Source organism: Pseudomonas sp. FW305-70, from assembly GCF_058783925.1.
Genome location: NZ_JBYSYZ010000013.1, coordinates 18,613 through 39,421 on the forward strand (window position 1 = coordinate 18,613; position 20,809 = coordinate 39,421).

Annotated in this window: 16 protein-coding genes and 1 pseudogene; 4 read left to right on the plus strand and 13 right to left on the minus strand. The window is 60.9% G+C overall.

Annotated features, from left to right (window positions below):
- The 5 genes from AC3WN7_RS12475 to hutU all read right to left on the minus strand — a co-directional run bounded on the left by AC3WN7_RS12475 (nucleotide 1) and on the right by hutU (nucleotide 6,103).
- A complete protein-coding gene (locus AC3WN7_RS12475) occupies nucleotides 1-831 on the minus strand; it encodes a quaternary amine ABC transporter ATP-binding protein (RefSeq protein ID WP_015093103.1) in 831 nt (276 codons plus the stop codon).
- Nucleotides 828-1,679 carry an ABC transporter permease gene (locus AC3WN7_RS12480; RefSeq protein ID WP_007975541.1) on the minus strand — a complete coding sequence of 284 codons (852 nt, stop codon included), beginning with the start codon at nucleotides 1,677-1,679 and terminating at the stop codon, nucleotides 828-830. Before AC3WN7_RS12480 ends, AC3WN7_RS12475 begins: the two co-directional genes overlap by 4 nt.
- Before the next feature lie 70 nt (nucleotides 1,680-1,749).
- Nucleotides 1,750-2,718 (minus strand): ABC transporter substrate-binding protein, encoded by a 969-nt coding sequence (locus AC3WN7_RS12485; RefSeq protein ID WP_095964585.1) that lies wholly within the window; start codon nucleotides 2,716-2,718, stop codon nucleotides 1,750-1,752.
- Nucleotides 2,719-2,787: 69 nt separating this feature from the next.
- The gene (locus tag AC3WN7_RS12490) at nucleotides 2,788-4,257 is read right to left on the minus strand and encodes a purine-cytosine permease family protein (protein WP_095964584.1); all 1,470 of its coding nucleotides are present in this window, start codon (nucleotides 4,255-4,257) and stop codon (nucleotides 2,788-2,790) included.
- A 163-nt stretch (nucleotides 4,258-4,420) separates the two neighbouring features.
- Nucleotides 4,421-6,103, minus strand: a complete 1,683-nt coding sequence (gene hutU, locus AC3WN7_RS12495) for a urocanate hydratase (protein ID WP_095964583.1) — start codon at nucleotides 6,101-6,103, stop codon at nucleotides 4,421-4,423.
- A gap of 452 nt (nucleotides 6,104-6,555) precedes the next feature.
- Between hutU and AC3WN7_RS12500 the strand changes: the two genes are divergently transcribed.
- Complete coding sequence (locus AC3WN7_RS12500; protein ID WP_207258347.1) at nucleotides 6,556-8,193, plus strand: methyl-accepting chemotaxis protein; 1,638 nt, start codon at nucleotides 6,556-6,558, stop codon at nucleotides 8,191-8,193.
- A 6-nt stretch (nucleotides 8,194-8,199) separates the two neighbouring features.
- Here AC3WN7_RS12500 and AC3WN7_RS12505 read toward each other — a convergent pair whose 3' ends face one another.
- Together AC3WN7_RS12505 and hutC are read right to left on the minus strand one after the other, a co-directional pair.
- The gene (locus AC3WN7_RS12505; protein WP_102673906.1) at nucleotides 8,200-8,772 is read right to left on the minus strand and encodes a HutD/Ves family protein; all 573 of its coding nucleotides are present in this window, start codon (nucleotides 8,770-8,772) and stop codon (nucleotides 8,200-8,202) included.
- Nucleotides 8,773-8,782: 10 nt separating this feature from the next.
- Entirely contained in the window at nucleotides 8,783-9,493 is a 711-nt protein-coding gene (gene hutC, locus AC3WN7_RS12510) for a histidine utilization transcriptional repressor HutC (protein WP_162135916.1), read from the minus strand.
- Between the two features lie 146 nt (nucleotides 9,494-9,639).
- Between hutC and AC3WN7_RS12515 the strand changes: the two genes are divergently transcribed.
- Nucleotides 9,640-11,004, plus strand: a complete 1,365-nt coding sequence (locus AC3WN7_RS12515; protein WP_095964580.1) for a formimidoylglutamate deiminase — start codon at nucleotides 9,640-9,642, stop codon at nucleotides 11,002-11,004.
- A gap of 122 nt (nucleotides 11,005-11,126) precedes the next feature.
- On the opposite strand, the gene AC3WN7_RS12520 is transcribed toward AC3WN7_RS12515, so the two are convergent.
- Both AC3WN7_RS12520 and AC3WN7_RS12525 read right to left on the minus strand, forming a co-directional pair.
- The gene (locus AC3WN7_RS12520; protein ID WP_095964579.1) at nucleotides 11,127-11,696 is read right to left on the minus strand and encodes a lipocalin family protein; all 570 of its coding nucleotides are present in this window, start codon (nucleotides 11,694-11,696) and stop codon (nucleotides 11,127-11,129) included.
- 30 nt (nucleotides 11,697-11,726) lie between these two features.
- Entirely contained in the window at nucleotides 11,727-11,981 is a 255-nt protein-coding gene (locus tag AC3WN7_RS12525; protein WP_007975531.1) for a hypothetical protein, read from the minus strand.
- A 297-nt stretch (nucleotides 11,982-12,278) separates the two neighbouring features.
- Between AC3WN7_RS12525 and AC3WN7_RS12530 the strand changes: the two are divergent.
- Nucleotides 12,279-13,301, plus strand: a pseudogene (locus AC3WN7_RS12530) (HAMP domain-containing protein); the annotation flags it as partial.
- A 93-nt stretch (nucleotides 13,302-13,394) separates the two neighbouring features.
- A complete protein-coding gene (locus AC3WN7_RS12535) occupies nucleotides 13,395-14,159 on the plus strand; it encodes a methyl-accepting chemotaxis protein (RefSeq protein ID WP_371317842.1) in 765 nt (254 codons plus the stop codon).
- Between the two features lie 117 nt (nucleotides 14,160-14,276).
- Here AC3WN7_RS12535 and AC3WN7_RS12540 read toward each other — a convergent pair whose 3' ends face one another.
- From AC3WN7_RS12540 to AC3WN7_RS12555, 4 genes are all read right to left on the minus strand, one after another.
- Nucleotides 14,277-14,879 carry a DUF924 family protein gene (locus tag AC3WN7_RS12540; RefSeq protein ID WP_007975528.1) on the minus strand — a complete coding sequence of 201 codons (603 nt, stop codon included), beginning with the start codon at nucleotides 14,877-14,879 and terminating at the stop codon, nucleotides 14,277-14,279.
- Between the two features lie 3 nt (nucleotides 14,880-14,882).
- The gene (locus AC3WN7_RS12545) at nucleotides 14,883-15,893 is read right to left on the minus strand and encodes a class 1 fructose-bisphosphatase (protein WP_007975526.1); all 1,011 of its coding nucleotides are present in this window, start codon (nucleotides 15,891-15,893) and stop codon (nucleotides 14,883-14,885) included.
- A gap of 275 nt (nucleotides 15,894-16,168) precedes the next feature.
- Nucleotides 16,169-17,542 carry a DUF3999 domain-containing protein gene (locus AC3WN7_RS12550; protein WP_102673907.1) on the minus strand — a complete coding sequence of 458 codons (1,374 nt, stop codon included), beginning with the start codon at nucleotides 17,540-17,542 and terminating at the stop codon, nucleotides 16,169-16,171.
- Nucleotides 17,539-20,742, minus strand: a complete 3,204-nt coding sequence (locus tag AC3WN7_RS12555) for a DUF2339 domain-containing protein (RefSeq protein WP_102673908.1) — start codon at nucleotides 20,740-20,742, stop codon at nucleotides 17,539-17,541. The genes AC3WN7_RS12550 and AC3WN7_RS12555 overlap by 4 nt, the downstream gene beginning before the upstream one ends.
- Nucleotides 20,743-20,809 lie beyond the last annotated feature (67 nt).

Below are 20,809 nucleotides of genomic sequence, written 5' to 3' on the forward strand. Positions count from 1 at the left end.
TTAAACCACCGCCGCCCGACGCTGCACAAAGCGGTCGACATACTCATCCGCCGGCGAGTGCAGGATCTCTCTCGGCGTGCCGACCTGGATCAGGCGGCCGTCCTTGAGGATCGCGATGCGGTTGCCGATGCGCACGGCCTCGTCGAGGTCGTGGGTGATGAAGACGATGGTCTTGTGCAGGGTCTTTTGCAGTTCCAGCAACTGGTCCTGCATCTCCGCACGAATCAGCGGATCAAGGGCACTGAACGCTTCGTCCATCAGGATGATGTCGGTGTCCGCCGCCAGGGCGCGGGCCAGGCCCACACGCTGGCGCATACCGCCGGAAAGCTGATGCGGGTATTTGTTTTCGTAACCCTTGAGGCCCACGGTGTTGATCCAGTGCAGCGCACGCTCGGCGCACATGGCTTTGCTTTCGCCACGGATTTTCAGGCCGTAGGCGACGTTGTCCAGCACGCTCTTGTGCGGCAACAGGCCGAAGCTCTGGAACACCATGCTGATCTTGCGCCGGCGAAATTCGCGCAGGGCTTCCATGTCGTATTGCAGGATGTCCACGCCGTCCACCAGGATCGCACCGCTGGTCGGGTCGATCAGGCGGTTGAAGTGGCGTACCAGGGTCGACTTGCCGGAACCCGACAGGCCCATGATCACGAAGATCTCGCCGCTGCCGATGCTCAGCGACAGGTCGTTCACGCCGACCACGCAGCCGGTTTCGGCCAGCACCTGATCCTTGGTCTTGCCCTGGCCGACCATGGCCAGCGCGTCCTTGGAACGGTTGCCGAAAATCTTGAAGACGTTTTTGACTTCGATCTTGCTCACGGTTGCGTTGTTCATTTGCTCACCTCATGCCGTGCGCGACCATACGCCTGTGTAATGCGGTCGATCACCACAGCCAGAATCACGATCGCCAGACCGGCTTCGAGGCCACGTCCGACGTTGAGGGTCTGAATCCCCACCAGCACGTCTTCACCCAGGCCACGGGCACCGATCATCGAGGCGATCACGACCATCGACAGGGCCATCATGGTGGTCTGGTTGATGCCCGCCATGATGCTCGGCAGGGCCAGCGGCAGTTGCACGCCGAACAGTTGCTGCCAGCGGTTGGCACCGAAGGCGTTGATCGCTTCCATCACTTCGCCGTCGACCTGGCGAATGCCCAGATCGGTCAGGCGGATCAGCGGCGGCGCGGCGTAGATCACGGTGGCGAAAATCGCCGGGACCTTGCCCAGGCCGAACAGCATCAGCACCGGGATCAGGTACACGAAGCTCGGCATGGTCTGCATGATGTCCAGCAACGGCATCAGCACCGAACGCAGGCGATTGCTGCGTGCCGAGAGAATGCCCAGCGGAATGCCGATCAACACCGAAATGATCGTTGCCACCATCATCAGCGCCAGGGTCTGCATCAGCTTGTCCCAGAGGCCGACCGCACCCACCAGGAACAGCAGGCCGACGATCACTGACGTGGTCACGACTTTACGGGTCGCGTGCCAGGCCACGCCCGCCACGATCGCCAGCATCAGCCACCAGGGCGCCGCACGCAGCAGGCTTTCAAGATTGACGATGGCCCACAACAGCGTATCGGAGATGTGCCGGAACACGTCGCCGTAGTTGGTGACCAGCGAATCGACCCAACCGTTGACCCAGTCGGCGATGGAAAAGGTAAAGCTTTCGGGAAACATAAGAGACTCTCAATCAAGGGGTTGCGATCAAGCGTCCGACTGCCGTTGCCAGCAGTCGGAGAAGCCCAACCTACAAGGCCGCGTCGATTTTCTTGGCTGCGTCTTCGCTCACCCACGCGTGCCAGACTTCAGGATGTTCCTTCAAGAAGATCTTGGCCAGTTTTGGCGACTCGATCCGCTCTTTGGTCATGCGTCCCAGGTTCTGGTTCAGCAGGTCGATCGGCACGTTGACCTTTTCCAGCACGGCCACCAGTTCCGGGGCTTCGTCGTGGAAGGTCTTGGACAGGCCGACCTTGATGGTCACCGTCTTGTTCACGCCTGGTTTCTCTTCGAGTTTCACCACGTCGACCTGGCCCATCAGCGGCGTTGGCGACCAGTAGTAGAACAGGATCGGCTCGCCACGCTTGTAGCTCGACAGCACGGCGGCATCCAGCGCCGGGCCGGTGCCTGGGCGGAAGTTGGTGTAGGTGCTTTCCAGGCCGTAGCTCTTGAGCATTTCGCTGTTGTCGAGCTCACAGGTCCAGCCGGCCGGGCAGTTGTAGAAACGGCCCTTGGATGGCTCTTCGGCGTCCTTGAAAACGGCCGAGTACTTGGCCAGGTCGGCGATGTTCTTCAGGTCCGGCGCCTTGGCTTCCAGCTTGCGCTTGGCGTCGCCTTCGATCACGTAGCGCGGCACGTACCAGCCTTCGATCGCACCCACCACCGGCGCGCCGACACCGACGACCTTGCCGGCCTTCTCAGCCTTGTTCCAGACTTCGCTACGGCCGACCCATTCTTCGGCAAACACTTGAATATCGTTGCTGCTCAGGGCGTTTTCCATGGTGATGGAGTTACCCGGCAGGCTGTCGGTCTTGCAGTCGTAGCCTTTCTCCAACACGACTTGCATCACGTCGGTCAGGAGCATGGCGCTTTCCCAGTTCAAACCGGCGAATTTCACCGGTTTGCCCGACTCGCACCAACCCGCCGCCTGAGTGGCGCCAGCGCTGGCCAGCAGGCCCATGGAAAGCAATGTGGTCAGCAGGGTCTTGTTCGATTTCATTGTTTTGACGCTCCTAATCATGAATTGGCTTACGGCAGTCAAGAGGCATCCAGCCCTGTCCACGTCCAATCAGGCCTGCGCCGCAGCGCGACCGACATTCAGCTTTTGTTCGGTGACCGCGTCCTGCTCGACCGGCAGGATCAAACGATCAGGCACTGTGCCGTGCCATTTTTTCGCACACAGGTAATACAGGGCTGCGGGAATCACCAGACCGATGATCCAGGAAATATCCACATCACCCAGGGCCGCCACCAGCGGACCGGTATAGAACTTGGTGGAGATGAACGGCAGCTGCACCAACACGCCAAACACATAGACGCTGATACCGAGAAGGTTCCAACGACCGTAGCGACCGTTCGGATCGCCCAGCGCCGGCACGTCATAGCGCTCGCGAGTGATGCAGTAGTAGTCCACCAGGTTGATCGCACTCCATGGCGTGAAGAACGCCAGCAGGAACAGGATGAAGGACTTGAACGCACCGAGGAACGAGTGCTGGCCGAGCAACGCCATCAGGGTTGCAGCACCGACGATGACCAGCACGAAGACCAGACGCTGCAAGCGCGTGACTTTCAGGTCTCCACGGAAACCGCTGATGATGGTCGCGATGCACATGAAGCTGCCGTAGGAGTTCAGCGTGGAAATGGTGACCTTGCCGAACGCGATGCTGAAGTACAGCAGCGCAGCGGTGGCACCGGTCCCGCCCAGACCCACGATGTACGCCACTTCGTGGCCGGCGAATTGCCCGTTGGCCGAAGCGGCAGCGAACACGCCGAGGACCATCGCCACCTGTGCACCAATGACCGAACCTGCGCCTGCGGCAAAAAAGGTTTTCACCGAGGAAATCTTGCTCGGCAGGTAGCGAGAATAGTCAGCCACATAAGGGCCGAAGGCGATCTGCCAGGACGCCGCGAGCGACACCGCGAGCAAGAAACTGCTCCAGCTGAAGTGGCGGATCTGCAACAGAGCGCCAACATCAACCTGGCTGATCAGACGGCTGAACAGATAAACAAAGGCAATCACGCCAATGACACTGGCAACACGACCGATCCAATGGATCACCCGATAACCGAGCACCGTGACCAGCACGATGACACTGGCGAAAAGGAGGATACCGACGGTGTCGCTGACCCCAAACAACTGGCCCAGCGCCTGGCCGGATAACACGGTTCCCGTTGCGGTGAAGCCCAGGTACATCAAGCAGACCAGCACGATCGGGATGGCCGCGCCGTACACGCCGAACTGTACCCGGCTGGAAATCATCTGCGGCAGGCCAAGCTTGGGGCCTTGCGCCGCATGCAGCGCCATCACGCCGCCACCGAGCAATTGCCCGATCAGCAGGCCGATCAGCGACCAGAACACATCACCGCCCAGCACCACGGCGAGCGCCCCGGTGACAATTGCGGTGATTTGCAGGTTGGCACCCATCCACAGGGTGAACTGGCTAAACAGACGACCGTGTCTTTCCGCTTCCGGGATGTAGTCGATCGAGCGTTTCTCGATCAACGGTTTGTTACTTGCACGTTCGTCAGTGACAGCCATGGTTCAACCTCTATGGATTGTTCTGATTATTCGTTGAGTTGATGTGTGGCTGCTCTTCTGTGGGAGCGAGCTTGCTCGCGATAGTGGTTTGTCAGTCAACAAAGATGTTGAATGTGCCGGCCTCATCGCGAGCAAGCTCGCTCCCACATAAAGCAGTACAGCGTTACTTGCCGGTAATCATCGGCAGGTTCAGCCCTTGCTCCTTGGCGCAGTCGATGGCGATCTGGTAACCGGCATCGGCGTGACGCATAACGCCAGTGGCCGGGTCGTTGTGCAGCACGCGAGCGATACGCTCGGCCGCTTCGTCGGTACCGTCGCAGACGATCACCATGCCCGAGTGCTGGGAGAAGCCCATGCCGACGCCGCCGCCGTGGTGCAGGGACACCCAGGTCGCGCCGCTCGCGGTGTTGAGCAGGGCGTTGAGCAGTGGCCAGTCGGACACGGCGTCGGAACCGTCTTGCATCGATTCGGTTTCGCGGTTCGGGCTCGATACCGAGCCGGAGTCCAGGTGGTCGCGGCCGATCACGATTGGCGCGGACAGCTCACCGCTACGTACCATTTCGTTGAACGCCAGGCCCAGCTTGGCGCGCAGGCCCAGGCCAACCCAGCAGATACGTGCCGGCAGGCCCTGGAAGCTGATGCGCTCGCGCGCCATGTCCAGCCAGTTGTGCAGGTGGGCATCGTCCGGGATCAGTTCTTTTACTTTGGCGTCGGTCTTGTAGATGTCTTCAGCGTTGCCCGACAGCGCCGCCCAACGGAACGGACCAATACCGCGGCAGAACAGCGGACGGATGTAGGCCGGTACGAAGCCTGGGAAGTCGAATGCGTTTTCCACGCCTTCTTCCTGGGCCATCTGACGGATGTTGTTGCCGTAGTCGAAGGTCGGCACGCCCATTTTCTGGAAGTCCAGCATCGCTTTGACGTGCACGGCCATCGATTGCTTGGCGGCCTTGATCACAGCGGCAGGTTCAGTCTTGGCGCGAGCGCGGTACTGGTCCCAGGTCCAGCCGGCCGGCAGGTAACCGTTGAGCGGGTCGTGGGCGCTGGTCTGGTCGGTGACCATGTCCGGACGCACACCGCGCTTGACCAGTTCCGGCAGGATTTCAGCCGCGTTACCCAGCAGCGCGATGGAGATCGCCTTGCCTTCTTTGGTGTATTTGTCGATACGCGCCAGCGCGTCGTCGAGGTCTTTGGCTTGCTCATCGACATAGCGGCTTTTCAGACGGAAATCGATGCTGACCTGCTGGCATTCGATGTTCAGCGAGCAGGCACCAGCCAGTGTCGCGGCCAGAGGCTGGGCACCGCCCATGCCGCCCAGACCAGCGGTCAGGACCCACTTGCCCTTGAGGTTGTCGTTGTAGTGCTGGCGACCGGCTTCGACGAAGGTTTCGTAGGTGCCCTGGACGATGCCCTGGCTGCCGATGTAGATCCAGCTGCCGGCGGTCATCTGGCCGTACATGGCCAGGCCTTTGGCGTCCAGTTCGTTGAAGTGTTCCCAGCTCGCCCAGTGCGGCACCAGGTTGGAGTTGGCGATCAGTACGCGCGGGGCGTTGGCGTGAGTCTTGAACACGCCGACCGGCTTGCCGGATTGCACCAGCAGGGTCTCGTCGTCGTTCAGGTTGGTCAGGCTTTCGACAATCTTGTCGTAGCATTCCCAGTTACGGGCAGCGCGACCGATACCACCGTAAACCACCAGCTCCTTGGGGTTCTCGGCGACTTCCGGATCGAGGTTGTTCATCAGCATGCGCAGCGGCGCTTCGGTCAGCCAGCTCTTGGCGGTCAGCTTGTTACCGCGTGCGGCACGGATTTCAACGTCACGAAACTTAGTAGGTTTAATGTCAGTCACGAAAAAGACTCCTCAGCAATCAATCCAAACCAACCCAGGCAGTGGGCGAGCAAGCCAATGGGCATCAGTGCACACCAGCGAATCAGTGGACGATGGTTGAGTCCTCGTGACTCATACGCATACGTCTTTACTTGTACATACAAGCATATGCAATCAGGCGGCCAACTTATTGGATGAGCATTCAAGAAAAATCATGAAACGGCTGGAGGGCGCCTGGAACAAGGGTTCCGGGGAAGATGAAATTTTTCTGAGGGGATTTTTGTAGCGAGGGGGGTTTTGTTACTTGAGCGTGGTTTTGCGCCATGCTGGGGCGTTCGGTAACACCTGATACCCAATTAAGCGCATTCCAGAAACACCCTACAACATCATCAGAAACATCCGACTCCACCTCCATCAATCCTCGCCGACTTCACGAGCAAGCCCCCTGATGTCACTTCTGCGAGGAACCCGTAATGAAACAGTGGAAAGTTCAAACCCACCTGCTCCTGCTTGCCGGCATTCTCCTGAGCAGCCTGACCGGCATCGGCGCACTCGGCCTGTACGGCATGCGCGCTACGGTCCAGGGACTGGAGACGGTTTACCTGGACCGGGTCATTCCGCAACAGGACCTGAAGAAAATCTCCGAGCTGTATTCAGTCCGGATCGTCAACGCTATCCACAAGGCTCGCGATGGCATCCTCAGTGGCGTCGACGCAGCGCAGCAGATACGGCAAGCGATGCTTGAAATCGAACCGCTCTGGCGCACCTACCTCTCGACTCGCCTGGTTGATGAAGAGGTGCGACTGATCAACGAAATCACACCGCTGATGCAGGCGACCAAAGTACCGCTCCAGCGTTTGCAGGCGGTCTTGAACCGCAACAACGCCGCCAGTCAGAGCCTGGAGCAGTTCGCCACACACCAGCTTTACCCCTTGATCGACCCGCTGACCTCACTGTTCTCGCAGCTGACGGATGCTCAACTGAAAGAAGCTCGCCATCAGTTCGAGCACAGCCAGGCACTCTATGAGACCAATATGAGGCTGATGGCCGTGGTCCTGGCTCTGGCACTGTTGTTTGGCAGTCTTTATGCCCTGCTGTTCAGCGCCAGGCTGGCGCGATACCTGGGCGCCGAGCCTCACGAGCTGGCCAGTATCAGCACAAGGATTGCCCAGGGCAGGCTCGGCGATCCGGTGAACAGTAACGCGACGTCGACGGGTGTCATGCAATCGGTCGAGGCCATGCGACGCAGCCTGGCCAGCATGATCGGCAAGGTGCGCGAGGCCTCGCAGCATATCGAGTCCTCGACCCTGAACCTGAGCATCTCGTCTGAACAAGGCCTGATACAGGCTGCCGAGCAAAATGGCGCGGCCTCCTCCATTGCCGCCGCCGCGGAACAGATGTCAGCCAACATTACACACATCGCCGAGAACGCCGCGCAGGCGCACGACACCACCCAAAAGGCCGAGCAGATCACCGCTTTCGGCATTGCCACCATGGAGCGCTCTATCCTCGAGATGCAGCAGATCGCCCAACTGGTGACCCAGTCGTCGGATGAAATAGACCAATTGACCCTGCACTCCAACGCCATCGGGAAAATCGTCGGCATGATCCACAGCATTGCCGAACAGACCAATCTGCTCGCACTCAATGCCACCATCGAGGCGGCGCGGGCCGGTGAACAAGGACGCGGGTTTGCCGTGGTGGCTGACGAAGTGCGGGAACTGGCAACCCGCACGACCCGCTCTACCGCCGAGATTGTGGTGCTGGTGAGCACCATTCAAAGCGGCATGAGAAAGGCCAACAGCAGCATGAACACCGGGCGCGAGCGCGTACTTCAGGGCCAACAACTGATCGACAGCGCCGGCGCGTCAATGAATGACGTCAAGACCGCGCTCAACGCGTCACTCAATGCCGTCAGCCAGATCTCCAATGCCCTGCAGGAACAGCGTGAAGCCAGCGAAGACGTGGCGCGCAATGTGGAAAACGTGGCGCAGCGGGTCGAGGAAAATGTCGCGGCGCAACAGCAGGCGGTGCAAACCATCCAGGCACTCAAGCAGATGTCGAGTGAGCTGGAGGCGACCGTTCGAGGTTTTACCCTCGAACGGGAATGACCGGGATCAGTCGCGCGAGGTCAGTTCGATCACGCAGCACAGCCCTTTGATGGCGACATCCAGTAATCCGGCATCAGCCTCCAATTGCAGGCAATCATGACGGCCCAATTGCTGGGCGTTGTTATCGACCGACACCTCAACCTGCTCACTCATGCTGAACACCAACACCGTGCCCGCCGAACTGAAGAACCGCTGCTCGCCCGACAACCACTGCAACCGCGCGCTGTAACGCTGCGGCGCGTAAATCAGGTTGAAATCGCGAATCGGCCCACCGAGCAATGTGCAGGACACCTTGCTTTCACCACTGAAGGCAAACGGGTCCAGCGGTAACAGTGGCCGTGTGTTCTGGCCATCCACCGTCAGGGTCATGCCGTCGCCCTGCAAAACGGTGATCACTCGCTCATAACCGGCAAAAGTGGAAAAACCGCCCGATTCGCCAATGTCGGCAATCGACAGGCGCCAGCCAAAGCCATCCAGGCCGGTGCCGGCATCACGGGTGATTTCTTCGGTGCTGCCGCCGCCGTTTTTCCACGGCATGCGCGGGTAATCCACCGCACGTAAAACTTTCAGACTGCTCATTTATGGCTCTCTATTTATGAAACCGACCTTCCAGACGATGACGGGAACCAGGGTGGATCAAGCGAGCGGCGGTCACCGGCTGTCGACCGGACCAGGTGCGGCGACGGATCAGCAGGCACGGCTCGCCTTTTTCAATCTGTAGCAATTTGCATTCGGACGGCTCGGCCAGGATCGCCTCGACCACGTGCTCGCCTTCGGTCAGCGGCGCGACCTGGTTCAGATAGGCGTAGGGCGTTTGCAGGGTGAAGTCCTGCTTGAGGTAATCCGGCGCCACCAGCGCGTTGACGAAACGGTCTTCGATCTGCACCGGAATATCGTTCTCGAAATGCACGATCAGTGAATGGAACACCTTCTGCCCTTCGCGCATGTCCAGGGCCAGGGCGCGCTCGGAGCCGGCGGCCTCTTCTTCAAGGGTGATGACCTTGCAGGTGTGGCGATGACCGCGGGAGGCGATTTCGTCGGCGATGTTGTGCACTTCGAACAGGGCAGACTGGCTTTTCGGCTCGGCGACGAAGGTGCCGACGCCTTGCATGCGCACCAGCAGGCCATCGGCGGTCATCTCGCGCAGCGCGCGGTTGATGGTCATGCGGCTGAAGCCCAACTGGCTGACCAGTTCGCTTTCCGACGGAACGCGGTAGTGCGGCGGCCAGTTTCCACTGTCGATTTGCTGGGTGATCATTTGTTTGACGCGGGCGTACAAGGGCGCCGGACTGTCGCCCATGTTCGCGGCCAACGGAGAGACTGGAGGCGGAGTCGGCACGGTTAATCCTTGGTCGTTTAATGAATATCGCTAGCTTGCCGGAGTTTACCGGGCAGGCAAACGTCTGTATATGTATATACAAATAACACACGATGGGGTGCTGAACCATGTCCGCCTTCTTTGCCGAACGCGCGCTGCTGCCTAGTGGATGGGCCAACAATGTACGTCTTGAGGTCAGCGCCGATGGCGTATTGACCCATATCCAGGCCGATTCTCATGCAGATGGCGCCGAGCGGTTGAGCGGTCCGCTGCTGCCTGGCATGCCGAATCTGCACTCCCACGCCTTCCAGCGGGCCATGGCCGGGCTGGCGGAAGTGGCGGGCAATCCGAACGACAGTTTCTGGACCTGGCGCGACCTGATGTACCGCCTCGTCGGAAAAATCAGCCCGGAGCAACTCGGCGTCATCGCCCGTCAGCTGTACATCGAAATGCTCAAGGCCGGTTACACCTCGGTCGCGGAATTTCACTACGTGCATCACGACATCAGTGGCCAGCCTTACGCGGATCCGGCCGAACTGGCCCTGCGTATCAGCCAGGCTGCCCGTTCCGCGGGTATCGGCTTGACCCTGCTGCCGGTGCTCTACAGCCATTCCGGTTTCGGTGGCCAAGCGCCGAACGACGGTCAGCGCCGCTTCATCAACAGCACCGAAAATTACCTCAAGCTGCAATCGCGCCTGCAAACGGTCCTGGCGCAGCAACCGGCTCAATCCCTGGGATTGTGTTTCCACTCATTGCGCGCGGTCACGCCGCAGCAGATCAGTGAAGTGCTGGCAGCCAGCGACAAGCAGTGCCCGGTGCACATCCACATCGCCGAGCAGCAGAAAGAAGTCGACGACTGCCTGACCTGGAGTGGCCGTCGTCCGCTGCAATGGCTGTACGAAAACGTCGACGTCGATCAACGCTGGTGCCTGGTCCACGCGACTCACGCCAACCCGGAAGAAGTCACGTCGATGGCCAAGAGTCGCGCCATCGCCGGCCTGTGCCTGACCACCGAAGCCAACCTCGGCGACGGGATCTTCCCGGCGGTGGACTTCCTCGCCCAGGGCGGTCGCATGGGTATCGGTTCCGACAGCCATGTGTCATTGAGCGTGGTGGAAGAGTTGCGCTGGCTGGAATACGGCCAGCGTCTGCGCGACCAGCGGCGAAATCGTTTGTATGGCGCGGAGCAGCCGATGGTCGGGCGCACGCTGTTTGATGCCGCGCTGGATGGCGGCGCTCAGGCACTGGGCCAGCCGATTGGCGCGCTGGAAGTCGGCAAGCGCGCCGACTGGCTGGTGCTCGACGGCAACGATCCATATCTGGCCACGGCCAGCGGCGACGGGATTCTCAACCGCTGGCTGTTTGCCGGTGGCGATCGTCAGGTGCGGGATGTGCTGGTCAACGGTCAGTGGGTAGTGCGCGATGGGCGCCATGCTGATGAAGAAGAAAGCAGCCGCGCCTTCACCCAGGTCCTGCGTGAATTGCTGGGCTGACATCAAACAAAAATGTGGGAGCGGGCTTGCTCGCGAAGGCGGACTGTCAGTCAACATCTCTGTTGAATGTGACACCCTCTTCGCGAGCAAGCCCGCTCCCACATTTGGATATGTGCTGACGGTTAGTTCGAGGTCTTGGCCATCTGCTGTTCCGACGCCCGCCAGATCAACCGGGTAGTGTCGTAACCCTGCTGACGCGCCCTGCTCAGCAGCTCCTCGCGCACCACTCCATTCACGGTCGGCGTGCGCGACAACAGCCACAGATACTTGCGGCTCGGGTCACCGACGATGGCGGTCTTGTAGTCATCGCTGACGTACAGCACCCAATAATCGCCCTTCGCCGTACCCGGGATCAGCCTGGAAAACCAGGTATCGAACTCGACCCGCAGCTTGTCGTTCTTGCCGGGCACCTCAGGATAAGCCGTGCCCTTGACCTCTTCCCATTGCCACTGCGCTGTCAGGCAGCGGTTCAATACCGCGACGTTGCCATCGGGTTTAAGCGTGTAATGGGCTTCGGATTGCGCACAGTCGCGCTGGAAGTACATCGGCAGACGGGCCAGCTCATACCAGGTGCCCTGGTAGCGCTTGAGGTTGACGCTGTTGGCCGTCTTGGGCGCCAAAGGGTCCGGGCCAGACGTGGCACAGCCAGCCAACACCAGGCCGGCAAAAAGGATGATCAATAACCGCTTCATTATTTTTCTCCCGTGGGCGATCGCCCCGGTTTACTTCAGGCCTTGGCCGGAAAACATCAGCACTTTGTCACCGGCGAACTGCACGCTGATAAAGCTGTTCTTGTCGCCCCAGGTGCAACTGGACATGCCGAGCGCGCCTGAACAATCGGCGGGTTTGCCCAACAAGGTCTCCACATCGGCCTTGGCCATGCCGGCCGAGAGCTTCGAGTAGTTTTCCTGATTGACCTTGCTGCAGGCAGCGAGCAATACGCAGAATGAAAGCAGGGCGATGGAACGCAGCGACATGGTGAAACTCCGGGGGGGCGTAGGGGATTGGCATGGCTGCCAAGCTGAAGCTTAGAAGAGAAAACCCCTGTCTGGTTCCCTGCCCGGCAGGCTATTTATCGGGCCACTCGTCTGCCTTTTGCCGAAAATCATTCACTTTCCTCGTTCACCGAGCATTTCGTCGTTTTTCAGGAAAATCCGCCTAATCTTTGGCGCCGTTCAGTCGACATAAATGCAACGCAATGCCACGCCGGTGGCATTTGCTCCCCCATTTTGTAGAACAGCCCCTCTGCGGTAGCTCATCCCATGACCAGAAACATGAAGTTCAGCCACAAGATCTTGCTGGCTGCCGCCCTCGTGGTGGCCGTCGCATTCGCTTGTTTCATCCTGTTCAACGACTATCGCCAGCGCGAAACCCTGCGCAACAGTACCGAGGCCTCGATGCAGGAACTCGGCAGCCTGACCACCAGCAACATCCAGACCTGGCTGGAAAGTCGCATGCAATTGCTGCAGTCGATGGCCCAACAGGTCAGCGCCGATGGCAATGCACCCGCCAGTCTGAAACGGATCATCGACCTGCCCGCCTACACCGGCAACTTCCAGCTGAGCTACTTCGGTGGCGCCGATGGCGTGATGTTCTCGGTCCCGGCCGGCAACCGCGCGGCGGACTACGACCCACGCGCCCGCGGCTGGTACAAGGCGGCCAATAGCGCACAACAGACCATTGTCACCGAACCGTATATCGCTGCGTCCTCTGGCAAACTGGTGATCACCGTGGCCACCCCGGTAAAGCACCAGGGCCAGATGATCGGTGTCGCCGGCGCCGACATCGATCTGTCCAGCGTCAGCGCGATCATCAATTCGCTGAACTTCGGCGGTCACGGCCATGCGTTCATCGTCGGTGCCGACGGCAAGATCCTGATTCACCCGGACAGCAAGCTGGTGCTCAAGAACCTGGCCGAGGCCTATCCGAGCGACACGCCGAAAGTCAGCCCGGGCCTCAAAGAAGTCGAGATCGACGGCAAGCGCCAGTTCATCTCCTTCACCCACGTCAACGGCGTGCCATCGGCGGACTGGTACGTGGCACTGGTGCTCGACCAGGAAACGGCGTTCTCGATGCTCAGTGAATTCCGCACCTCGGCGATCATCGCCATGGTGATCGCCGTCGTGATCATCATCGCCCTGCTGGGTATGCTGATCAGCCTGCTGATGCAGCCGCTGCTGACCATGGGCCGCGCCATGCACGACATCGCCGAAGGCGAAGGTGACCTGACCAAACGCCTGACCATTCACGGTCACGACGAATTCGGCGCGCTGGGGCTGTCGTTCAACCGCTTCGTCGAACGCATTCACACCTCGATCATCGAAGTGGCCTCGGCCACAGGGCAGGTCAACGAAGTAGCGCTACGCGTAGTGGCCGCGTCGAACTCGTCGATGTACAACTCCGACCAGCAAGCCTCGCGCACCAGCAGCGTGGCCGCGGCGATCAACCAGCTCGGCGCCGCCGCCCAGGAAATCGCGCAGAACGCCGCCCTCGCCTCGCAGCACTCCAGCGACGCCCGCAGCCTGGCCGAAGATGGCCAGCAGGTGGTGGATAAAACCATCGCGGCGATGCAACAGTTGTCGGCGAAGATCAGCGACTCGTGCGGCAACATCGAAACCCTCAACAGCAACACAGTCAACATCGGGCAGATCCTGGAAGTGATCACCAGCATCTCCCAGCAGACCAACTTGCTGGCGCTCAACGCCGCCATCGAAGCGGCCCGCGCCGGTGAGGCCGGTCGCGGTTTTGCCGTGGTGGCCGATGAGGTACGCAACCTCGCTCACCGCACCCAGGACTCAGCGCAGCAAGTGCAGACGATGATCGAAGAGCTGCAAGTCGGCGCCCGCGCAGCGGTGGGCATCATGACCGACAGCCAGCGCCAGAGCGAAAGCAGCGTCGGCATCGCCAACCAGGCCGGTGAACGCCTGGGCAGCGTGACCCAGCGCATCGGCGAGATCGACGGCATGAACCAGTCCGTGGCAACAGCGACCGAAGAGCAGACCGCCGTGGTGGAGTCGATCAACGTCGACATCACCGAAATCAACACGCTGAACCAGGAAGGCGTGGAGAACCTGCAGGCGACCTTGCGTGCGTGTGCCGATCTTGAGCAGCAGGCGGCGCGGTTGAAGCAGCTGGTCGGAAGCTTCAGGATCTAAGGCGCACTCACCGGCCCCTTCGCGGGCAAGCCCGCTCCCACACTGGATCTCCAGTGCGACAAAGTTCCCTGTGGGAGCGGGCTTGCTCGCGAAGACGGCATCAGCAACAGCGAAAAGTCAGAACCTTGAACCCGGCTTCGACAGAAACGCCAGCTCCTCAGCCGTAGACGCCCTCCCCAACACCGCATTGCGATGCGGAAACCGCCCAAACTGCGCAATCACTTGCTGATGCCGCTCGGCATAGTCCAGGTAATCGCTGAACAGTGCCCGATCGCTCTCCGGCTGCTGCGCCACCAATTCGATATAGCGCGAGACGCCTTCGTTCTGCACCGCCAGGTTCTCGCTATGCTCGAACACCAGGTAGATGAACACCCGCTGAATCGGTTGCAACTGCCGGTCGAAATCCGCGGCAATGCCTTGCGCCACCAGTGCCTGAGCCCTGATGTCACCGGAAAAAGCCTTGGGAGAATCGCGAAAGATCATTCGCGGGAGTTGATCGAGCAACAGCACCAGGGCCAGCCAACCTTCGGGACGTTGCATCCACTCGGTCAATCCGCCGGCCAGTGCCTGTTCGACCCAGTCCCCGAAACGCTCACGCGCTTCGAGGTCCTGGCTGTCGCGCTTGCCGAACCATAACCTGCCCTTCTGCGCCGCCACTTCGCTCGCCGATCCGGAACTTCCGAACCACCAATCAAGCAACGGCTGCCAGGGCGCGGTCATGGTTTATTCCTTGTGGTAAGCCGTGACGCGGGCCACTTCTTCTTTCGAACCGAGGAACACCGCCACACGCTGGTGCAGGCCTTCGGGCTGGATGTCGAGGATGCGCTGATGGCCGTCGGTGGACGCGCCGCCCGCCTGCTCCACCAGGAACGACATCGGATTGGCTTCGTACATCAGGCGCAGCTTGCCCGGCTTGGACGGCTCGCGGCTGTCACGTGGGTACATGAACAGGCCGCCGCGGGTCAGGATGCGGTGCACGTCGGCTACCATCGCGGCGACCCAGCGCATGTTGTAGTTCTTTTTCAGCGGGCCTTCATCGCCTGCCAGCAATTCACTGACGTAGCGCTGTACCGGTGCTTCCCAGTGACGCTGGTTGGACGCGTTGATGGCAAATTCCTGGGTGGCTTCAGGAATGGTGATGTTTTCGTGGGTCAACACGAAGCTGCCCATTTCACGGTCCAGGGTGAAGCCTTTCACGCCGTCGCCCAGGGTCAGGATCAGCATGGTCTGCGGACCGTAGATCGCGTAACCGGCGGCCACTTGCTGGGTGCCTGGCTGCAGGAAGGCCTTTTCATTCAAAGGTTCGTTCTGGCTCAGGTATTCGTTCGGGCAACGCAGTACCGAGAAGATGGTGCCGACCGGGGCGTTGATGTCGATGTTCGACGAACCGTCCAGCGGGTCGAATACCAGCAGGTACGCGCCTTTCGGGTATTTACCCGGGATCTGGTAGGCGTTGTCCATTTCTTCGGACGCCATGCCGGCCAGGTGACCGCCCCATTCGTTGGCTTCGAGCAGGATTTCGTTGGAGATCACGTCGAGCTTTTTCTGCACTTCGCCCTGGACGTTTTCAGTGCCCATGCTGCCCAGAACGCCACCCAGGGCGCCTTTGGACACGGCGTGGTTGATCTCCTTGCAGGCACGCGCCACCACTTCGATCAGGAAGCGCAGATCGGCAGGAGTGTTGTTGCTGCGGGTCTGCTCAATCAAATAGCGACTCAAGGTAACGCGGGACATGGAAGGCTCCGGTGGAATGGGGGGCTAAAAACCCGCGCAGTTTAACGCGAGTCGGGGCGCATTTCCTCCTATCAGACGTGATCCGCCGAAGAGAGTTCATGCGCGGGGTTGAGCGTAGATGGAAATGGGCGGGGTGTGAGCCTGGAAAGGGTGGCTTGTTTCAACATTTTGGGTGTCTGGCTGACCGCTTTCGCGAGCAAGCCCGCTCCCACAAGAACGGCGCTGTTCCTGTGGGAGCGGGCTTGCTCGCGAATGGCGCGTAGCGCCAGCCATTCTCAGGATTTGGCAGAAGGCTTGCGCAACAGACTGAATGCCATCGCCGCCAGGACCACCACGCAGAGCAGCAACACCGCCCACAAACCGAATTTCTTCCAGTGGGTGTCGATCGGCGCAGACGCGGCGCCTGCCGACGGCTGCGTAGTCACCGCCCCGACATCCACCAAGGCCCGGCCCAGGGTCGCCAGCTTCTGCGGGCTGTAATCAGGAATCAGCGTCGACAGCGGCAAGTTCGCCGCCTTCGCTGTCGTGTTCCCCACCACCAGCGTGTAAGGCCCCGGCCCACGTGCCAGAAACACCAGTTGCGTGGCGCGCATGGCAAACTTCAGCGTCGGCGCCTGATCACCCAGGCCGCCACCGCGTTCGTCCACGGTCAGTTTCAATTGCTGGACGATTTGCCCGGACAACTGCAATTGGTTTTGCACCACGTCCTGACCATTCTGCGTCAGGCGATAGAGCAAACCGCTGCCCAACGACTGCCATGGCAGGCTGCTGTCGCGCCGGCCGGCCAGGCTCACTGGCGCCAGACTGTTGGACTGGCTCAACTCGACCTGCACTCGCTCGACATTAAGCCCCATCGGCAACTGCCAAGTGTATTCACCCGCCTTCACGCTGCTGCCGGCCAATGCCTGGGACCAGACCAACGGTAATGGCAGGCTGCGGGTATTGGCGCTTTGCAGTTGCGCCGATGTCAGTGTCGGCGCCGAATGCGGGGTGATCCACAGCAACCGCAGGTAGCGCGCCGACTGACCCGGCAGGTTGACCTCATGCTGTTCGACCCGCTCGTCGGAAAAGGTCAGGCGCGCCACCTGCCCTTCGCCCCAGGACTGCCAATGCTGCAGATCATCGCTGGCTTCGATGGTGAAACGCTGGAAGCCGTCGCGCTCGCTGGTCCAGTCGAGAATCAATTGCTGCAATGGCGCCTTGATAGCGGACGCGTCGAGCAACCAGCCGCGCAACTCCTCCTCACCCGCCTCCAACTGACTGGAGGGCTGCACTTCGACCAACGTGCCGTTGGTGCTCGATTGCACCCGTACGCTCGGCGCGGTTTCAGTGGCGTCCACTGAGTTGTACAGCGCAAACCATTTCACCTCGGTCAAGGTACGCGTTTCATTGCTCCGCGCCGACTCCCGGACCAAGGCATAGGCCTGAGCTTCACCCACGGCGTTGAATACACGCACATCGCTCAGGTCAGCCTGCCGTGCATTCAGTTGTACGCTCAGGGGCAGTTCAAGGCGATACCAAGGTCCTTCGCCCGTTACCGACAAAGGCACTTGGGTGGTGAAATCCGCCGGTTTTTCCTGGGCAACCGCCGACAACACCAGCCCCATGGCAACAATGCCCAGCCAACCCAGACTCAGCTTCTGACTCAAGACGACACTCCTTGTGATTCCGGGACCGGTTTCCCGCTATCCGGCACGGCTTCGGCACGTTTGGGCGGTAGCGGAGCGAAATAACCCACCACCAGCAGCAACACGCCGACACCGATAAACGAAACGATCCTCGCCAGCCCGCCGCGATTGCTCAATTCGACAAAAAACAGCTTGGCCACGACCACACCAATCAAGGCCGCACCGATCAGCCAGACTTCGCGACGGCGATGCAAATGGCCGCCGATCATCAGGCTCAGGGCCATCAAGGTCCAGACAATGGACAGGCCGGCTTGTACTCGCATCGACTCCAGCAACAGATCCAGCTCGAACGGCACCGCACTCCAATGGTGCGCCGTGCGCATCACCAAAGCCGTAAAGAACACGAACAGCGAGGCACCTGCGACCCCTTGTGTTGCAATGGCGGCGTAATCCTTGCGGACAGCCAGTTGGGGCATGGCGCTGCGGGACCAGACGTAGACGCCGAACAACGCAAACAACAGGCCCAGCTCCAGCGGGTTGATCAATGGCACGTAGGGCAGTGGCTCGGCGTTGCCCTCACTGGCGATATTCGCCAGCCAGAACCAGCCGAGCATCAGCAAGGCCAGCGGCGCAGCGGCGTACACGCGGTATTCCCGAGGATAGGCCGACACCGGCCAAGGCCATGCGCGAGGTGCTGCCATCAACACCAGATACAGGCTTGGCAGAATCGCCCAGCCCAACCAGCGCCAGGCGTTGTATTGCTCGGACAACACCAGCAAGGCGTAACGCAGTTCCAGCGCCAGCACGCCCATCAACAGCCAGCAGCCGAGCACATGGGCGACGCTCGGCACGGGCGCTGGCAGCATGGGCGCCAGGCGTCGCAGGGACATGAAATGCACGACGAACACGGCGGCCCACGCCAGCCAGCCAAAGTTGGCCGCCGGGTGATAACGCGAGTGCCAGGCCGCGAGCAGCACCAGCGCCGCAGCGGGTATCAACACCGTGCCGAGTCCCCCCAGTGACGGCCATTTCAGGCGCAGCGCCAATACCGTCCACAGCGCAACACTCACGGCAGCGATGCCCAACAACAAAGTCGCCTGCATCGACTGCGGCGCAAAATGCAGCACTTCGATAACCCAGGCCAGCGCCCACCAACCCGCGCCCCACACCAGCAACGCCTGGGACAATCGCAACAGACTCAGACCTTTGAGCGCGGTGAACGAATGACCGATCTGCAAACGCCAGGCCCCGACCATCGCGGCCAGCCCCAGCAGCAGCGGCGCCCAGAACCCGCCATGGGCCAGGGGCTGCAGACCGTCACTGAACTGCGGCCCAGCCGTCAGGAACAGCGCGCCACCCAACAGTTGCACAGCGAGCGCGGCGAACACGAACGTGCGCGATTGCAGGTGCAAGCCAACAAACAACGTGAGCGCCCCGGCCAAGGCCCAACTGATCACCGTGCCGTGGCTGAAGAAAAACAAGGGAGCCAGCAAATAGAGAAACGCCAGCCCGAGACAAGCCAATACCGGCAGGCCTTTGAGCTCCCATGGCCTGATCTGCTCCGGCAAGGCTTTAAGTAATTGGTAGAAGCTGAACAGCAACGCGACGCCCAGTAACAGCGCACCTAGCGGTACACCGCCGAGCAGGCTGCTTTCGCTGTCGTGCAGCTCGCTGAGAAACGCCAGCGCCGCCCCCAGTTGCAGCAGCAAGGCAAAGGCCCGGCCCAAGGGCCTTTGTTGGCGCAGACCGAGCCAGAAGATCCCCGCGCCTTCCACCGCCCATGCCGCCGTCGTCCAACGCGCATCGAGCCCCAGCGGTATCGCCAGGCTGGTGAAGATCACGCCCAGGGCCAGGCAGGTTTCGCCCAACAACAGCGTGCGCCCGACCATCAGCCAACGGGCAAGCCCCATATAAATGATGCCCAGTGCCAAGGCACTGAATGCAGCAGCGAATTCCAGATGCTGCACCAGCACGAACTGCAAGCCGAAACCCGCCAGTGGCGGGCCGAACAGCAGCGTGCCGTCGACGTAGTCACCCTTGCGCGCCGACCAGCGCAGCAGTGCTTCGCGACTGCCGTCTGCGGGTGTATCGCCCATCTCCATCAATCTGCGCCGGGCGAACAGCAGACCAATGGCCACGTACATCAGGAAAAACAAAATCAGAAACAGCTCGGTGCTCCACAACAGTTCCGGCGAGTAGGAGCGCAGGCCCCAGGCGAATCCGATGCCGAAGGTGCCGGTGAAGCCGATGACATTCAACAGCCGCCAGGCCTTGAACCAGGCGATGGCGAAGATACCGGCGTTGAGCAGGGTAAAGTAGCTGAACAGCGCGACATGGCTGCCGGCGCCGGTGGAGGCCAGGATGGGCGCGGCGAATCCGCCCAGTGCGGCCGCGGCGGCCAGCCCCAGGGAATCCTGGGCAATGGCGAGAATCGCCGAACAGACCGTCACCGCCACCAGCAGGCCAAACCCCGCCGAGGGATCGAGCAACGGATGCAGGCGCATCGCGGCAAACACCGTCAGGTACATCACGGCGATCCCGGCACCCTGCAGGATCAACGCGTAACTGCTGTTGCGGGCCCTCAACCACCAACCCAGCCCGAGCAGCCCCAATGCTGCGGCAGCCACGCCTGCGTAGCGCAACTCAACCGGCACCACCACGCCTTCAGTGGCATAGCGCAGCAGAAAGGCCAGGCCGAGGAACAGCAGCACCACGCCGACGCGCAACACGGTATTGCCACCGAACAACCAGGCACGGGCGCGACCGATGGCGCGGTCGATGAGATTCGGGCCACGCGGGGAACCAGGCGATTGTGCTTGGCGAGCGGTCGGCTCGGGTTTCCAGGCATCGGCGGCCGGACGCCTGATTTCGCTGGCCGCCGCCTGGATCGGCTCGAGTTCGGGCGGCAGTTCCCAGATCAGTTCCGTGGCTGCGGCAGGGGTTTCATCAAGGAAGGTTTCAGGTGAGACAAGCGGTTCGCGGGTTTGCGGCGCCTTGACACCCGATGCTTCGAGCAGCGCCAGACGTTGCTCCACCGCTTGCAGGGCTACCTGCGCCTGCTCCAGCAAACGCTGCTGCTCGACGGCCTGCGAGTCCATGCGAGCCAAGCGAAGGGCCTGGCCGATACCCAACCCGAGTAACGCGCCCAGCAGCGCATCGCTGAATGACTCGTCGAGTATCCAGCCGAGCACCAGCCCTATCAGCATGAACATCCATTGCATGGTCGATATCCCTAAGCGCATTAGCCAATCCGGAAAGATTAGCTCAGCCGTATCCATAAAGATCGCA

Excerpts from the sequence above, each read along its gene's own strand:
- AC3WN7_RS12535 (WP_371317842.1), top strand. The coding sequence starts at position 13,395 with ATGTACAACTCCGACCAGCAAGCCTCGCGCACCAGCAGCGTGGCCGCG.
- AC3WN7_RS12555 (WP_102673908.1), bottom strand. The coding sequence starts at position 20,742 with ATGCAATGGATGTTCATGCTGATAGGGCTGGTGCTCGGCTGGATACTC.
- AC3WN7_RS12475 (WP_015093103.1), bottom strand. The coding sequence starts at position 831 with ATGAACAACGCAACCGTGAGCAAGATCGAAGTCAAAAACGTCTTCAAG.
- AC3WN7_RS12545 (WP_007975526.1), bottom strand. The coding sequence starts at position 15,893 with ATGTCCCGCGTTACCTTGAGTCGCTATTTGATTGAGCAGACCCGCAGC.
- AC3WN7_RS12525 (WP_007975531.1), bottom strand. The coding sequence starts at position 11,981 with ATGTCGCTGCGTTCCATCGCCCTGCTTTCATTCTGCGTATTGCTCGCT.
- AC3WN7_RS12515 (WP_095964580.1), top strand. The coding sequence starts at position 9,640 with ATGTCCGCCTTCTTTGCCGAACGCGCGCTGCTGCCTAGTGGATGGGCC.
- AC3WN7_RS12480 (WP_007975541.1), bottom strand. The coding sequence starts at position 1,679 with ATGTTTCCCGAAAGCTTTACCTTTTCCATCGCCGACTGGGTCAACGGT.
- AC3WN7_RS12490 (WP_095964584.1), bottom strand. The coding sequence starts at position 4,257 with ATGGCTGTCACTGACGAACGTGCAAGTAACAAACCGTTGATCGAGAAA.
- AC3WN7_RS12500 (WP_207258347.1), top strand. The coding sequence starts at position 6,556 with ATGAAACAGTGGAAAGTTCAAACCCACCTGCTCCTGCTTGCCGGCATT.
- AC3WN7_RS12505 (WP_102673906.1), bottom strand. The coding sequence starts at position 8,772 with ATGAGCAGTCTGAAAGTTTTACGTGCGGTGGATTACCCGCGCATGCCG.
- AC3WN7_RS12485 (WP_095964585.1), bottom strand. The coding sequence starts at position 2,718 with ATGAAATCGAACAAGACCCTGCTGACCACATTGCTTTCCATGGGCCTG.
- AC3WN7_RS12540 (WP_007975528.1), bottom strand. The coding sequence starts at position 14,879 with ATGACCGCGCCCTGGCAGCCGTTGCTTGATTGGTGGTTCGGAAGTTCC.
- AC3WN7_RS12520 (WP_095964579.1), bottom strand. The coding sequence starts at position 11,696 with ATGAAGCGGTTATTGATCATCCTTTTTGCCGGCCTGGTGTTGGCTGGC.
- hutC (WP_162135916.1), bottom strand. The coding sequence starts at position 9,493 with ATGGGCGACAGTCCGGCGCCCTTGTACGCCCGCGTCAAACAAATGATC.